Source organism: Pseudomonas sp. B19125, from assembly GCF_044218855.1.
GTDB lineage: Bacteria > Pseudomonadota > Gammaproteobacteria > Pseudomonadales > Pseudomonadaceae > Aquipseudomonas > Aquipseudomonas edaphica.
This window is the reverse complement of record NZ_CP162589.1, coordinates 4,143,688-4,159,567: the sequence shown is the minus strand read 5'-3', so window position 1 is coordinate 4,159,567 and position 15,880 is coordinate 4,143,688. Positions and strand designations below refer to the sequence as shown.

The following is a 15,880-nucleotide window of genomic DNA, read 5'->3' as shown; positions in this document are numbered from 1 at the left end:
CAGAAACGCTGCCGTCCATGGCCGGCGTTTCTGCGTCACCCAGGGTTAGCCGGCGACCGGGCTACGCCAGTCGTCCGAGCCGGAAGTACCTGCCACTTCGTGCGTCCAGATGATCTTGCGATAGGTGAAATGCACATCTTCCAAATGCGTGAAGTGCGCGTTTTCCGGTGCCTGGCAGTTGGGCATGCGTGACTGGATGTCCACGATGGTCGCACCCTCAAGCTCGATGGTGAAATAGTGCTCCTGGGTGCCGGCCGAGGAGGTGCGGAACCATTGCAGTTGGCATTTGACTTCTTCGCCACTGGTCAGGGCGCTGAACAGCAGGGGCGATGATTTATCGAAGACCTTGCTGATCATCAGCGGTTTGTGAACCCTTTGGCCGGTTGGCTGGCCGGATTGCGGGTCACGGGGAATGATCACTTGATGCGAAAAAGCCTGGACCAGGATCTGGTCTTCGTGGCCCTCCTGATAAATGTTGCCTACCGAGTCCTGGGTAAACGTGCCTGCCGTAATCAGTCCTTGTTTGACACCGGTGATCGAAAGGTATGCGGGTGTTGGCATGACGGGTTTCCTTGCCTGATGGTTGAAGTAGTGCCCAGCGGCAGTTGTGCCGGCTGGGCAAGTTCCTATAACAAGAAGCGTGCCTGAAATTAACAAGCCCAGTAAAAGCAGGGGGTTGCTTGTTATTGAGCTTGATTTCATTAAGGAGGTGGATGTTTTAATCCGATTTAAATGAAATTAGTTGCGCAGAAGTGTGCATTAATTTGCTCGTCTAGTTTTTTCGTGTGCTTATTGGAGGAGAGGGTTAATTGAGCATGGCGTGCTGGTTTTGCTGCGCAAAATGGTGCGCACGCCAATGATTTAGGGGGTTGTAGGAAAATCCTTAAGTGCCGATTTGACACTTGCCGGATGTTATTTGTCCGGCTAGTGTTTGCGAACTTCGTGGAGAGAGTGGCGAGGTTTTTATAATCGTGTTTTTTGCGCCTGAGTGTGCTTCAGGTGTGCAGAATTTAATTGTTTTAAATGGTGTGCGGCCCAAAATGGATTATTCAGGCGCTTTGTGTGGATATTATCTTGAACTTGCCTTGGCGCCCTGTTCGCAGGGTAACTTTGCAGGCAGCGATATGCGCTTTTCAAGTGAATATGAGGCCTTGGAGTCCGAGCTTGGCAAAGTGCAATCGATACATGTCAGCACCCAGCCGGACTGGCAGGAGGCCATGCACATCAGCGAGTGCCTGCTGCGTCAGCACACCAAGGATCTGCGGGTGGCGGCCTGGTTGACTTGGGCGCTGTACCAGCGTGAATCCTTGCCGGGGCTGGTGGCGGGCCTCGGGTTGATACGTCATTTATGCGAGCACCATTGGGCGGTTGTCTATCCGGCAAAATTACGTACCCGTGGCGCAGCACTGGGCTGGTTGGCGCTACGCCTGGAGCAGGTATTTGCACAAAGCTTTTCGCTCAAGGACCAGCAGCCATTGTTTCGCCGCATGCTTGAGCACCTGACGCACCTCGATGAGCTTTGGTCTGCGCATTTGAGTGATGAGGCACCGACGTTATTGCCGCTGCGCAGGCAATTGACGCAGCGCTTGGAGCAGGCCGTAGAAGTGGAGCTGTCAGAAGCCGGTTCGGCGCGTGTGACTGCTCAGGTCAAGCAGGCGACGACGCGGCTGCTGATCCCCGAGTCGGCAACGGGTCACGACAAAACGGGTAACCAGACGATAGCCAGTGAAAAAGAAGCCCACAAATCACTGCGCGCCTTACAGGAACATGGCCGGCACTTGTGCAACTGGTGGCTGCGCCAGGATGCGACCGACCTGCGCGCCTTGCGGCTTAACCGGACACTGACCTGGCTGGCACTCAACACCTACCCGGACGCTGACAGTGACCGGCTCACGGTGCTTCGTGGCCCGACGCCCGACAAGCTCAAGCGCTACCGGGAGCGTTTTGCCCAAGGGCATTACGGCGACCTGTTGCTTGAACTTGAGGCCAGCCTGGCGGGTGCGTTGTTCTGGTTTGACGGCTTGCGCATGGTCTGGGAATGCCTTGACGCCTTGCAGGCCGATCTGGCCATGACCGAACTGGAAGTCAGCTTCGCGCTGTTATTGAAACGTTTGCCAGACCTGCCCGAATTCAAATTTCACGACGGTGCGCCGTTTGCCGATACCGCCACCCGGGACTGGATCACGCTTCAGGTCGCTCGACACTTGCAGCCGCCTGCGCCGTCCGGCGTGGTTGTGGATGCCAACGCCGAACCCTGGGAAGCGGCCTTGCAAGAGGTCATGCCCAGGTTGCGTAAGGACGGGCTCAAGGAGGCAATACGCGAACTCAAGCAGGGCATGCACACCGCACGCAGCGAGCGCGCGCGTTTTCATTGGCGTCTGGCACTGGCGCGGTTGTGCGTATCGGCAGGCAAGCAAGCGCTGGCGAAGGTGCAGCTGGAAGACTTGGACCACGAGCTTCAGCGCGCCGGTCTGGATCGCTGGGAGCCGGAACTGGCACTGCAGGTTGCGCAGCTTTTGTATCGCTGTTGCGAGCTTTTGCCGCAAAGCCAGGCCATACGCGAGCGTAAGGAAACTACCCACCGAAGGCTCTGCCACTTCGATGTTGAAGCGGTACTTGAATAGGCTTTTGAACCCCCTCGAAAAAAGGAGATTTACCGTGGCCAAAGAAGGTTCGGTAGCACCCAAGGAACGCATCAATATCACCTTCAAGCCCGCCGTCGGGGGCGCCCAGGAAGAGGTTGAGCTACCTCTGAAGTTGCTGGTGCTGGGTGACTTCGCCCAGCGCGAAGACCCACGCAAGCTCGAAGACCGCAAGCCTATCGGTATCGACAAGAACACCTTTGATGACGTGCTGGCCAAACAGGCACTGGCGTTGACGCTAAGTGTGCCTAATCGCCTGCAGGAACTGCCCGATATCGAAGCACTGTCGATCCAGGTGCGGGTCAACTCGATGAAGGATTTTACCCCGGCGAACCTGGTCGAGCAGATCCCGGAGCTGCAAAAACTCATGGCGCTGCGTGAAGCACTGATGGCCCTCAAGGGGCCATTGGGTAACACGCCGAGCTTTCGCAAGGCGATCGAACAGGCGCTGGCGGATGACGACTCCCGCGCACGTGTATTGACCGAATTGGGGTTGAGTGACCCCACCGCCTGACATTTTCAGTAAAGGACACTGACGCCATGACCACCCAACAGCATCCGCTACCCACCCGAGTGGCTGACGAGCACAGCATTCTCGATACCATCATTGCCCAAACACTGCTGAGCGCGGATGACGAGGCCTACAGCATTGCCAAACGCGGTGTCTCGGCGTTTATCGAAGAGCTTGTCAAACCGCACAACAGCGGCGAGCCGGTCAAGAAGCGTCTGGTCGATCGAATGATCGCCGAGATCGACATGAAGCTCAGCGAGCAAATGGATGAAATTCTTCATCACCCGGATTTCCAGGCACTGGAAGCTTCGTGGAGAGGGTTGCAACTGCTCGTCGATCGCACCAATTTTCGCGAGAACATCAAGATCGAACTGCTGAACGTCTCACGACAGGACCTGCTGGACGATTTCGAAGACTCCCCGGAAACCACCCAGTCCGGGCTCTACAAGCATATCTACAGTGCCGAGTATGGTCAGTTCGGCGGCCAGCCCGTGGGCGCCATCATTGCCAACTACTTCCTTGGGCCCAGCGCGCCGGATGTGAAGCTGATGCAATACGTTTCCAGTGTTGCCTGCATGGCCCATGCACCGTTTATTGCCGCCGCAGGGCCGAGCTTTTTCGGTTTGGAAAGCTTTACCGGTCTACCTGACATGAAGGACCTCAAGGATCATTTCGAGGGGCCGCAATTTGCCAAATGGCAAAGCTTTCGTCAGAGCGAAGACGCTCGTTACATTGGCCTGACCGTGCCGCGGTTCCTGTTGCGTACCCCTTACGATCCCCTTGAGTGCCCGGTCAAGACATTTGCCTACCAGGAAAACGTGGTCAACAGCCACGAACACTATTTGTGGGGCAATACCGCGTTTGCCTTTGCCACCCGGCTGACGGACAGTTTTGCCCGGTTTCGCTGGTGCCCGAACATTATCGGCCCGCAAAGCGGTGGGACAGTGGAAGACCTGCCCCTGCATCATTTCCAGAGCATGGGTGAAATTGAAACCAAGATCCCGACCGAAGTGCTGGTCTCTGACCGTCGCGAGTACGAACTCGCACAGGAAGGTTTTATTGCCCTGACCATGCGCAAAGGCAGTGATAACGCGGCGTTCTTTTCCGCCAGTTCAGTACAAAAACCCAAGTATTTCGGCAGCAGTGCCGAGGGCAAGGAAGCTGAGTTGAATTACCGCCTGGGAACACAACTGCCCTACATGATGGTGGTCAACCGGCTGGCGCATTATCTCAAGGTGTTGCAGCGTGAGCAGTTGGGTTCATGGAAGGAGCGTACCGACCTTGAGCTGGAGCTCAACAAATGGATTCGCCAATACGTTGCCGACCAGGAAAACCCCAGCGCCGAAGTGCGTGGGCGGCGCCCATTGCGGGCTGCCCGCATCGTGGTCAGTGATGTTGAGGGCGAACCTGGCTGGTACCGCGTTAACCTCAGTGTGCGACCGCACTTCAAGTACATGGGCGCGGACTTCACCCTGTCCCTCGTCGGCAAACTCGACAAAGAATGAGAAAGGGGCAGGGGATACCCGACTATCGCAGCCTTTTTGAGCGTCTCGAAGGCCTGGCACCCGCCAGGGCCGGAAGTGTAGCGTCGATTGCCGCGCACTTGGAGAACATGCTCGGCACACGTGCAGGCAGTGTCTTGACGCTGCCGGACTATGGGCTGCCCGACCTCAATGACATGCGCTTGAGCCTGCATGAGTCATTGAGTCAGTCGCGCCTGTCGATTGAGCGTTTCATCCAGGTTTACGAACCACGTCTTTCGAATGTGTGTGTCAGGGGCTTACCCGATACCGGCAACCCCTTGGTCCTGGCGTTTGTGATTGAGGCAACACTGCTCATCGACGGCGTTATGCAACCAGTGGTTTTTAACGCGCAGTTGGCCGGTGGTGGTCGGGTTGAGGTACTGCCTGATGTCCTTTAACCACTTTTACCAAAGTGAGCTCAGTGCCTTGCGCCAACTTGGGCGGCGTTTTGCTGAACGCAACCCAGCCTTGGCACCTTTTCTCGCCGACTCAGGCCAGGACCCGGATGTAGAGCGTCTATTGGAAGGCTTCGCCTTTCTGACCGGGCGCTTGCGCCAGAAGCTTGCCGACGAGCTTCCAGAGCTGACTCACTCATTGATGCATCTGCTGTGGCCCAACTATATGCGACCACTGCCGGCGTTCAGTATCTTGCAATTTGACCCGGTGAAACATGCGTGCACCACGGTGAGCGTAGAACGGGACACGCCGGTTGAAAGCGTGCTGGTCAATGGTGAGCGCTGCCGCTTTCGTACCTGCTACGCCACCCAGGTGCTGGCGTTGCAACTGAGTCGCCTGGAGTACGTGTCCCAGGGAGCACAAACGCTCCTCAACCTGCACATGGAGATGAGCGTCGAGGGCAATTTGAGCCAGTTGGCGTTCGATCAATTGCGTTTGCACCTGGCGGGTGATCGACAGGTGAGCCAAGGCTTGTACCTGAGCTTGTTGCGTCATCTGGAGGGCATCGAATTGCGGCTCTTTGACCACGAAGGGGTTGTGATCAAGGATCGCGATGGCCAGCCGTTGTCGCTGCGGCTTGCTGCAAGCCAGGTAAAACCGGTGGGGTTCGATGAGGAGCATGCACTGATTCCCTATCCCGCCAACACCTTTTGCGGTTATCGCCATCTGCAGGAATATTTTGCGTTTACGGACAAGTATCTGTTTGTCGATGTACTGGGGCTGGATGCGTTAGAGGCGTTGCCAAATGAATTGCGCAAGCAGGCGAGATGTATAGAGCTGCGTTTCAAGTTAAACCACCCCGCGCATGCGGCGCATCGCCCCACTCTGGACAACGTAAAGCTGTATTGCACGCCGATTGCCAACCTGTTCAAGCACGATGCAGTGCCCATTCGCCTCGATGGCAAGCAGGATGAGTACCTGCTGCTGCCGGGTGGCATAGCGCGGGGCAATGCCGCGGTCTTTTCCGTGGACCAGGTGACCGGATGGCGCCCGGGTGGGCTGGGCTACCAGGCGTATGTGCCGTTCGAATCCTTCGAGCATGGCAGTGGCAATGCCACTTCGGCGCGCACGCCCAGCTACAGCATTCGTCAGCGCTCGTCGGTGCAAAGTGCCGAACTGGATACCTGGTTGAGTTTTGGCACTGGTCCAGGCAATGAGCAGGAAACCCTTTCGATTGAATTGACCTGCACCAACCACAACTTGCCACGGCTGCTGCAGGTGGGAGAGATCAATCAGCCCTGTGAACAAACCCCGGAATTCCTGACGTTTCGCAATATCTGTGCGCCGACGGCAAGCTTTGCTCCGCCTTTGGACCAGGACTTCCTCTGGAAACTGATCAGCAACATGTCGCTCAACTACCTCTCGTTGACCGATACCCGTGCCTTGAAAGTCATCCTCCAGACATACGACTTGCCGCGCTATCACGATCGACAGGCTCACAACGTCAGCCAGCGAAGACTGGATGCGTTGAAGTCCATCCGTCATCAAGCCGTCGATCGAATACATCGTGGGCTGCCGATACGCGGCCTGCAGGTCGACTTGAGTATTGACGTCAACGGCTTTGCCGGCCAGGGCGACCTGTTTGTCTTCGCCTCGGCACTCAATGAGTTTTTTGCCCTATACGCCGGCCTCAATTCGTATCACGAACTGCGGGTCACCAGCACACAAGGAGACGTGTATCTATGGCCACCCCGGATGGGTCGGCAGGCCCTGCTTTGACTGCTCTAGCACGCACAATTCGCGAGTATTCGTTATTCCAGGCGGTACTGCAGGTGATCGAGCGCCTGCGCGACAGCCATCCTTCACTGGATGACGACGCGTTATATGACCTGCTCGAGTTCCAGGCCAACCCAAGCTTGGGTTTCCCTGGGCACGACATTGACCGGGTGGTTTTTTTTGTCGAGCACGGACAGTTACGCGCGCGCCTGCGTCTTAACGTGCTCGGCTTGTTTGGCGCCGGTTCGCCATTGCCTGGGTTTTATCAAGAGCAGGCGAGTGGCAGCGTCAGCCGTGGCTTTCTCGACGTATTTCACCACCGCCTGCAGAGGTTGATGTTGCCGATCTGGCGTAAGTATCGCTATCGAGCGAGTTTTCGCACCGACGCCAGTGATGCTTTTTCCGCGCAGATGTTTGCGCTGGTCGGGCTGGGCAGCCGCCAGATTCGAGACGCGGCGCAATTGGACTGCAAGCGGTTGTTGCCGTACCTGGGGCTGCTGAGCCTGCGAGCGCATTCGGCAACGTTGATCGAAACGGTGCTGCGCCATTACTTCAAGCACAGTCGTTTGTTCATTGAACAATGGGTTGAACGCACGGTGGTCATCGCCCAACAGCAACGCAATCAACTCGGTACGGCCAATAACGTGCTTGGCGAAGACCTGCTGCTCGGGCACCGGGTTGCCGATCGTAGCGGCAAGTTCAGGGTGCATGTCGAGGGCTTGAGCTGGCAGCGCTTTCACACGTTTCTACCCGCCGGCAGCGCGTGCAAACCGTTGTGCTCGCTGGTTCGCCTGATGCTGCGGGTGCCATTGGACTATGACGTGCGCCTGGTACTGGCCGAGGGTGAAGTGCGGCCATTGCATATTGGCGAGCGCAACGTATGTCGTCTCGGTTGGACCAGTTGGTTGGGGTACGAGCGTGCCGACGGTGTGGTCACTCTGGCCAGCCACTCTGATTAGGGACTGATGATTATGATGAATGTAGACCTGCAACAACTGATCCGGACCTTGACCCCGCAAACGCGCGTTGACTTGGCGCGGGCAGCTGAACGATGTGTTACGCGCGGTGGCAAGGAAGTGTTGGTTGAGGACCTGCTGCTGACACTGCTGGAACACCATGATGGTCCTTTGGCCAGGGCTCTGGCGGATGCCGAGATCGCTCCAGGCGAGCTTCAGGCCATGCTGCAGCTCAAAGGTGAACACAGTGCATCGCGCAGCCCGGTGTTTGCCCCGGCACTCGTGCAGTGGTTGCAACAAGCATTAATGGTTGGCCACCTTGAACTGGGGCAGGTTGAAGTCGATGCCGGTGCTTTATTGCTGGCACTTCTGCGCCATCCACTGCAACACGCGGGCAGTGGTTATCAGCAATTGCTGAGTCGTTTGGACGCGCAACGGGTGCTCGATTTTTTGTTGAGCCAGGGATCTGGAACTGGTCCTTTGCGACCAGGCGAGTCGCTGCTGGAGCGCTTTACCCACGACCTGACGCATCAAGCCCGCGAAGGCCGTATCGACCCGGTCCTTTGCCGCGACGCAGAGATCCGTCAATTGATCGATATCCTTGTGCGTCGGCGCAAGAACAACCCGATCCTGGTGGGAGACGCGGGCGTGGGTAAGACCGCCATCGTCGAAGGGCTCGCTTTGCGAGTGGTTGCCTCACAGGTGCCCGAGCCACTCAAGGGAGTACGCATACTGACCTTGGATATGGGCTTGTTGCAGGCCGGCGCCAGCATCAAGGGCGAGTTCGAACGGCGGCTCAAAGGTGTGATCGACGAGGTCAACGCCTCACCACAGGCCGTGATCCTGTTTATTGATGAGGCACATACCCTGGTGGGTGCCGGCGGGCAGGTGGGTGGAGGCGATGCCGCCAATTTGCTCAAGCCCGCCCTGGCGCGCGGTCAATTGCGCACAATCGCAGCCACGACCTGGTCCGAGTACAAAAAATACATCGAAAAAGACCCTGCGCTGGCACGGCGCTTCCAGCCGGTGAAGGTTGGCGAGCCGAGTGTGGCGGCGGCAGTTTCCATTTTGCGCGGGTTGGTCCCGGTGTATGAAGCCAGCCATGGCGTCTATGTACGCGACGATGCGGTGGTGGCGGCAGCGCAACTGAGCGCTCGTTACCTGGCGGGGCGCCAGTTGCCGGACAAGGCCGTCGATGTACTGGATACAGCCTGTGCGCAAGTGCGCATTAGCCTGACGGCGGCGCCTGAGGTGTTGCAGCAGCTGTGCGCTGAATTGGCCGAGGGCACACAGCAGCGCGTGGCGCTTGAGCGCGATGTTCAAGCAGGCTTGTCAGTTGACCAGCCAGCGTTGCAAACACTGGTCCGGCGTCTGGACGCCCTCGAGCTTGAGCGCCAGCAAGCCGAGCAGGGCTGGATGCAGCGTGAACAGCAGCAAGCCAGTCACGAGGTCTGCCCACGGGTGGTCGCTCAGGTCATCAGCGGCTGGACCGGTGTTCCGGTCGAGCAACTGGCGTTGGAGCACAGTGAGCGCATCCCGGGTTTTGCCGATGCCCTGCGCGAGCGAATTATTGGGCAGGAACCGGCGGTGCAGGCGCTTGATCGCAACCTGCGAGCGGTGGCTGCAGGCCTTAATAATCCTGAGGCCCCAGTAGGCGTATTTTTGCTGGCCGGCCCAAGCGGGGTCGGCAAGACCGAGACGGCGCTGGCGCTGGCGGACTTGCTGTACGGCGGCGAGCGGTTTGTGATCACGCTCAATATGTCGGAATACCAGGAGCAACACTCCCTGTCCCGATTGATCGGAGCGCCTCCCGGTTACATTGGATACGGCGAGGGCGGGGTGCTGACCGAGGCCGTGCGCCAGCGCCCCTATTCAGTGGTGCTGCTCGATGAAGTCGAGAAGGCCGACCCAGAGGTGCTGAACCTGTTCTACCAGGTCTTTGACAAGGGCTTGGCCAATGACGGTGAAGGTCGCGAAATCGACTTCCGTAACACGCTGATCCTGATGACGTCCAACCTGGGCAGCGATTGCATCACAGCACTGTGCGCCGATGGCCAGCGCCCTGATTCTGAGGTGCTGGAGGAAGTGATTCGCCCCGTATTGCGCGCTCACTTCAAGCCGGCTCTGCTTGCCCGGATGCGTGTCGTGCCGTATTACCCGCTCGCAGGCGAACGGTTACAGGACGTGGCAAGGCTCAAGCTTGCGCGCCTTGGCCAACGGCTGCACACGCGTGAACTGGTGTTCAGCTACAGCGCCGAACTGGTCACGCACATGGTCGAACGCTGTATGCACCAGGACAGTGGCGCGCGTTATATCGACCAGTGGATCGAATCCCACCTGCTGCCGCAGATCGTTGATCGCCTGCTCAGTGCGATGGCCGTTGGCGAATCCCTCTCTGCCACCCACGCGACGCTGGATGGCCGCGGTGTGCCTGTGTGTGAGTTCAGCCAATGACGCACAGCGCATTCAAGCCGTTGCCTGGTCCGCAGGCCTGCACCGACCAACTGCTGGGCTGGTTCACCCGCCTGGGATTTGAGTGTGAGGAATCGACGTTGGCGCAGCTTTGCGTCACGGCCGCTGCGCAGTTGAGCGAGTGTGACCTGTGCCAACTGTATGCGCGGGAGGAAACCACCGGCCAGTTGAGGTTGATCGCTCAATACTTTCCTGACGGGGAACCCTCAGGCGAGCGGGCTGCAACTGTGGAGGTTCAACACCAGCAGTTATTGCACTACGTCCTTAACCAGGGGCGGGAGCTGACCATTGATGAACTGTGCAACAGCGCCTATGACAGCGGTTTTCTGCCCGTAGCGACGTTGCCTTGGCACTCGCTGACATGCCTGCCCTTGTTCAACCGGAGCAAGGCGGTGTGCGGCGTCCTGCTTTGTGCCAGCCTGCGCCCGACGCAATTGCAGGGCTACGCCGTGTCGTTGGGCCAACTGGGTAGCTTTGCCCTCGGCCAATTAACTCTGCGCCGGCTTGCCCATCCTGGGCGCATCACTGCTGTTGCCCAGCGCTGTGCGCCCGTCACAGGCGGCTATGGCTTGATCGGCAACAGCACCGCGATGGAAGCGACCTGTCACCTCATCGGCAAGGTTGTGCAGGCGCCTTTTACCGTGCTGTTGCACGGTGAAACCGGCACTGGCAAGGAGGTGGTGGCGCGTGCGATTCACGCCGCCGGCCCGCGCAGCACGCGAGCGTTTGTCGTGCAAAACTGCGCAGCCTTCCCTGAGGGCTTGCTGGAGAGTGAGCTGTTCGGCTACCGCAAAGGCGCGTTTACCGGTGCGGAGCGTAACTATGCAGGGCTATTTGACGCGGCTGATGGCGGCACACTGCTGCTGGATGAGATTGGCGATATGCCACTCTCCCTGCAGGCAAAGCTGCTGAGAGTTCTACAAGAAGGTGAGGTGCGCCCCCTGGGCGCCAATACCGCCCACAAGGTCGACGTGCGAATCATCGCCGCCACCCATCGCGACCTGCTGGCAATGGTCAGCCAGGGGACTTTTCGCGAGGACCTCTATTACCGATTGGCACAGTTCCCTATCCAATTACCGGCCTTGCGTGAGCGTGACGGTGATGTGCTGCTGCTTGCCCGGCACTTTGCTGAAAAGGTCTGCGCGGCACTCAAAAAGCCGGTGGTCAGTTGGTCCAGTGCCGCGCTTGACCAGCTCTCCGGCCACGCCTTCCCAGGCAATGTGCGTGAGCTCAAATGCCTGGTGGAACGGGCGGTGCTGCTGTGTGATGACGGGGTGATTTTACCTGCGCACCTGTCGCTGTCGTCGGCTCCCGCGGGTACGACCGCCGAGGCGACTCTGCGTCAGCGCCTGGAGCGGGTGGAACGGGTCTTTCTGATCGATTGCCTGCACAAGAACCGTGGCAATCGAACGCGCACCGCGCGTGAACTTGGGGTCGCGCGTCGCACGCTTCTGTACCGGCTTGCGCGTTTGAATATCCCCATGGGCGCGTCTCGAGAAGAATGCTGAATGGCGTATTCACGCTGGCGTGCTAATGGGCTCTGCGATGCCCCGCTTGTTTTATCTTCCAGGGAGAACCCCGATGCCTGATCGTCCATGGCGAGCCGTACTGCTTGTGTTGTGTTTGCTGAGCGGTTGCAGCGCCAATTATGTGTTTGATGACGCTGACTATCGTCCTTTGGGTGACTCCCAAGCGACCCGTCGCGGCCAATGAAAAGGAGCCTTTCATGCAATTAGTGCTTGAAGTGTGTGATGGCGGGGGCGATGAGCCGCCACTGCGCAAGGTGTTCGATGGAGTGGGCGGCGTGGTCGGTCGTGGAGCCGGTTGCGACTGGAGTATTCCTGACCCCAGTCGCTTGCTTTCCAGTCACCACGGGTTGATCGCGTACCGTGACGCGCGTTATTTCCTGACGGATATCAGCAGTAACGGTATCCGTGCGGTGAGCAGTGGCAAGTCGCTGCAAAAGGGGCAGGCGCGGTTGATCGTGGAGGGTGATGTTTTCCAGTTGGGGCCATTTGCTATCCGTGCGCGGTTGATTGAGCGCGTGGCGTCGCATTGCCAGCCATTATCCACGGCGGGCGGGGTGATACCCGATGATGCTTACCTGGGCCTGGACCCCGTTCAAGAATGGGATCGCCAGTCGATGCACGGCGCACCGCTGTGCGAGCTGGACGCCTTGAACGACGTGCAAGAGGCACCGAGTGCCTGGATGTCTGGTGACGGTGTTGAGCGCGACTACCTGGCCTTACCTGCACAGGCAGACGTTTTGGTAGAGAGGGTCGAACCTGTCTTGCCTGACTCGCAGGCGCCCGAGGCTTACGAAGTGTTCTGGGCGCAGTTCGCCAAAGCGTTGGGCGTCAGTGCGCATGCGCTCGATTGCGCTGGCCGCGAGGCGTTGGCGATTAAGGTTGCGGGTTTACTCAGGCACGCGATTGATGGGTTGCAACAGAACCTGCGCACTCACGACGAACTGCACAACGAATTGGACCTGGACGCGAGCACCTTGATCAAACGTCCGAACGCGTTGAAAGACAGCCTGTGCATTGACTCTGCGTTGGCGTCGTTGCTGGGCACGGGCGAGTTGGCGCAACCCTGCGCCGAAGCGGCCATTACGCAGGTGTACCGGCAAATGCAAGTGCATCAGGTCGCGCTGCTCGTTGCATGCCGCACGGCGCTGCGCACCTCGTTGGCGACGTTTGCCCCCGGTCACTTGCTGGCCAGTTTTGAGCGCGATGACAAGGTGCCGAGGTTCTTTGCCGACAGGGCGCATTGGCGGGCCTACCAGCGCCACTATCAACGAGTGGTCGAAGAAAATGCATCGAATACGGACCTGTTGCGCGGCAACTTTTCCAAGGCCTATGAGGAGCAGGTACGCCTGGCCTCGGCGTTGTTTGCCACACCTCCGGGAGGATGCCCATGACCCGTGTCGCCCTGCCTCTTTTGGTTGTATTGGTGCTGCTGGGTGGTTGCAGCAACCTGTCACCGTTTTCCACATTGACCAAGCTCGACTTGACGCTGGCCGCCAGTGACGAAGTGAACCCCGACCTGCATGGGCGCCCCTCGCCGGTGGTGGTGCAGCTGTTTGAACTCAAGCATCCAGTGGCATTCGAAAACGCAGATTTTTTTACCCTGTATGGGCATGCCGAGCAGGCGCTGCCCAAAGACTGGGTGAGCAGCGAGGAGCTGGAGCTGCGCCCCGGCGAGCAGGTGGCCCTCAAGCTCAGGAGCGAACCGCAAAGCCGTTACGTGGGCATCATTGCGGCGTACCGCGATTTACCCCATGTGCAATGGCGCTGGGTGCTGGCGCTGGCGCCACAGCAAGTCACAAGAGCGCACCTGGTGCTTGACCAGGCGGGTATCCGTGCTGGCGACCCGCTCGCCAGCCTGGAGGAGAACTGATATGCAGGCTCATAAAGTCATCTGGCAGGAAGGGATGTTGCTGCGCCCCCAGCACCTGCAACATAACGACCGTTATTACCATCAGCAGCTTAATCGAACTCGCTTGCTGGGCAGTGATGCCTGGGGTTTCCTGAGCCTGGACATCGACCTGCAATACCTGAACCTGGGCAAGCTGGTGGTCAATCAAGCCAGTGGCGTTTTGCCGGACGGCAGTCTTTTCGAGTTGACCACCGCCATGGCGCCACTGGTGCTGGAGGTGCCGGCCAACGCGGGTAGGCAATCGGTGTACCTGGCGTTACCGATGACGACCGGCAATCAGGTTGAAACCCGCACGCAGGAGGCACCGGAGGTGTTGGCGCGCTACATCGCCTGTGACATTGAAGTGGCGGACTCCAATGCGGGCCGGGACGCTCGTTGCCAGATCAGTTGCGCACGGCCGGATTTGCGCCTGTTGCTGGGTGAGCAGCCGGGGGATGAGGTCTACGTGAAGCTGAAGATTGCCCAGGTGCTGGAATGCTCTGCTGAAGAGGGGCTGCGTATGGAGCCTGATTTTGCCCCGACGTTTATTTATGTGCAGGGCTCGGGGTTTGTTTCGTCCTGCCTCAAAGAAGTGATCAGCCTGCTCGCCAGCCGGGGGGATGCGATTGCTGAGCGGATGGGCGGCAATGGCGCCACGGCGGGTGCGCAGATTGCGGACTTTTTGATGCTGCAACTGATCAATCGGACCGAGCCGGTGTTGCGCCATTATCTGGTGCAGGCGCAAGTGCGTTCAGAGGCGTTGTTCCGCGAGATGCTGTCGATACTGGGCGAACTGGCGACGTTTGCCAGCGACAGCAAACGTGCCACCCAGCAGGTGCGCTACCTCCACGGCGACCAGGGCACGAGTTTTCGTGGGTTGATGGCGGGGTTGCGCACAGTGCTGTCGATGGTCTTTGAGCAGCATGCCCTGGAGCTGGTACTGCAACAGCGCCAGTATGGGGTAATGGTCTGCCCAGTGGCCGATCTCAAGCTGCTGGGCACCGCGACATTCATCCTGGCAGTCGCGGCTCAATGCGACTCGGAAGAACTGCGCCATCGTTTGCCGGCCCATCTGAAAATCGGTCCCGTAGAGCGCATCCGCGAACTGGTCAACCTGCACCTGGCGGGCATCAAGGTCAAACCACTGCCGGTGGCGCCCCGCCAGATCCCTTTTCATTCCGGTAAAACCTATTTCATGCTCGAACTCAGTGCCCGGGATATCGCGCAGTTGGAGCAATCGGGTGGTTTTGCGTTCCATGTCGGCGGCGAGTTCAGCGAGTTGGAACTGACCTTCTGGGCTATCAGGAATTGAACAGCATGAACATGGACAGTGATTACCCGCTGGATGAAAAAACCGTGTTGCTGGATCGTAACGGCCACGGCCCGGTACAGCGCCCGGTGACGGACTTTCCCTCGCCACCGCGTTTTGAACAGTTGGAAGACCGCATGGTCTACGCCGCCGCTGTGCAGGGCGCTCAACGTTTCAACGTGGGCCTTAACCCGCTGGTGACAGCGGCCTGGGAACTGATGTGCGAGGTGCTTGAACTTAAACTCAGCAGCGGTCGGGAAAACCTGCAGACGCTCAATGAGCGACTGGCCGCAAGCCTCACACGCTTCGAGGTCCGCGCCCAGCATGAAGGCATGGAAAGCGCTCAGGTGATTGCTGCTCGCTATGTGCTGTGCAGCGTCGTTGATGAAGCGGTAGTCACCACGGCGTGGGGAAGTCGCAGCGACTGGTCGAAGATCAGTCTGCTGAGCCGTTTTCACAACGAAACCTTTGGCGGCGAAAAGTTTTTCCAGCTGTTGGAGCGACTGTCTCGCGACCCCGTGAAGCACTTGGCCATGCTGGAACTGATGTACCTGTGCCTGTCGATGGGTTTTGAAGGCAAATACAGGGTCATGGAGCGCGGCGTGACCGAGCTTGAGGGCGTCCGTGACGCCTTGTATCGCCAGATAAGACACGTGCGTGGCGACCCGGTGTCTGTGTCCGCCTCTGTTCCCCGGCCGGAGCCGGCACGCCGCAAGCGGCTGCGCACACTCTCCGCAACCTGGTGTGTGGCGTTGGGCTTGATCGCTTTGCTGGCGATGTATTCGGCAACTGCCTGGGTACTGGAGCAGGAGCGAGCCCATGCATTGCAACCCTTTCAATCTTCGGCGCCGGAACTGACTCCGACGCCCTTGTAACGC

General features: G+C 58.8%; 13 protein-coding genes. 12 read left to right on the top strand and 1 reads right to left on the bottom strand.

Annotation, left to right across the window (positions count from 1 at the left end; all coding sequences use genetic code 11):
* Positions 1 to 45: 45 nt before the first annotated feature.
* The gene (locus AB4P96_RS18710; RefSeq protein WP_017136833.1) at positions 46 to 561 is read right to left on the bottom strand and encodes an Hcp family type VI secretion system effector; all 516 of its coding nucleotides are present in this window, start codon (positions 559 to 561) and stop codon (positions 46 to 48) included.
* 479 nt (positions 562 to 1,040) lie between these two features.
* Here AB4P96_RS18710 and tssA point away from each other — a divergent pair, with 479 nt between their 5' ends.
* The 12 genes from tssA to icmH all read left to right on the top strand — a co-directional run bounded on the left by tssA (position 1,041) and on the right by icmH (position 15,877).
* A complete protein-coding gene (gene tssA / locus AB4P96_RS18705) occupies positions 1,041 to 2,624 on the top strand; it encodes a type VI secretion system protein TssA (protein WP_395600988.1) in 1,584 nt (527 codons plus the stop codon).
* 34 nt (positions 2,625 to 2,658) lie between these two features.
* Positions 2,659 to 3,156, top strand: a complete 498-nt coding sequence (gene tssB / locus AB4P96_RS18700; RefSeq protein ID WP_017136831.1) for a type VI secretion system contractile sheath small subunit — start codon at positions 2,659 to 2,661, stop codon at positions 3,154 to 3,156.
* Positions 3,157 to 3,182: 26 nt separating this feature from the next.
* Positions 3,183 to 4,658 (top strand): type VI secretion system contractile sheath large subunit, encoded by a 1,476-nt coding sequence (gene tssC, locus AB4P96_RS18695; RefSeq protein WP_017136830.1) that lies wholly within the window; start codon positions 3,183 to 3,185, stop codon positions 4,656 to 4,658.
* Positions 4,655 to 5,074 carry a type VI secretion system baseplate subunit TssE gene (tssE, locus tag AB4P96_RS18690; RefSeq protein ID WP_178110997.1) on the top strand — a complete coding sequence of 140 codons (420 nt, stop codon included), beginning with the start codon at positions 4,655 to 4,657 and terminating at the stop codon, positions 5,072 to 5,074. The genes tssC and tssE overlap by 4 nt, the downstream gene beginning before the upstream one ends.
* A complete protein-coding gene (tssF, locus tag AB4P96_RS18685; RefSeq protein WP_395599922.1) occupies positions 5,064 to 6,851 on the top strand; it encodes a type VI secretion system baseplate subunit TssF in 1,788 nt (595 codons plus the stop codon). Before tssE ends, tssF begins: the two co-directional genes overlap by 11 nt.
* Positions 6,815 to 7,807, top strand: coding sequence for a type VI secretion system baseplate subunit TssG (gene tssG / locus AB4P96_RS18680; RefSeq protein WP_017136827.1), 993 nt, complete (start codon positions 6,815 to 6,817; stop codon positions 7,805 to 7,807). The genes tssF and tssG overlap by 37 nt, the downstream gene beginning before the upstream one ends.
* A gap of 6 nt (positions 7,808 to 7,813) precedes the next feature.
* Positions 7,814 to 10,258, top strand: a complete 2,445-nt coding sequence (locus tag AB4P96_RS18675) for an AAA family ATPase (protein WP_240792716.1) — start codon at positions 7,814 to 7,816, stop codon at positions 10,256 to 10,258.
* Positions 10,255 to 11,784 (top strand): sigma-54-dependent Fis family transcriptional regulator, encoded by a 1,530-nt coding sequence (locus AB4P96_RS18670; protein ID WP_170040056.1) that lies wholly within the window; start codon positions 10,255 to 10,257, stop codon positions 11,782 to 11,784. The genes AB4P96_RS18675 and AB4P96_RS18670 overlap by 4 nt, the downstream gene beginning before the upstream one ends.
* A gap of 218 nt (positions 11,785 to 12,002) precedes the next feature.
* The gene (gene tagH, locus AB4P96_RS18665; protein ID WP_395599921.1) at positions 12,003 to 13,196 is read left to right on the top strand and encodes a type VI secretion system-associated FHA domain protein TagH; all 1,194 of its coding nucleotides are present in this window, start codon (positions 12,003 to 12,005) and stop codon (positions 13,194 to 13,196) included.
* Positions 13,193 to 13,675: a type VI secretion system lipoprotein TssJ gene (tssJ, locus tag AB4P96_RS18660; RefSeq protein ID WP_017136823.1), complete on the top strand. Its 483-nt coding sequence runs from the start codon at positions 13,193 to 13,195 to the stop codon at positions 13,673 to 13,675. The genes tagH and tssJ overlap by 4 nt, the downstream gene beginning before the upstream one ends.
* A 1-nt stretch (position 13,676) precedes the next feature.
* Positions 13,677 to 15,005 (top strand): type VI secretion system baseplate subunit TssK, encoded by a 1,329-nt coding sequence (gene tssK / locus AB4P96_RS18655; protein ID WP_099547825.1) that lies wholly within the window; start codon positions 13,677 to 13,679, stop codon positions 15,003 to 15,005.
* A gap of 5 nt (positions 15,006 to 15,010) precedes the next feature.
* Entirely contained in the window at positions 15,011 to 15,877 is an 867-nt protein-coding gene (gene icmH, locus AB4P96_RS18650; RefSeq protein WP_138450039.1) for a type IVB secretion system protein IcmH/DotU, read from the top strand.
* Positions 15,878 to 15,880 lie beyond the last annotated feature (3 nt).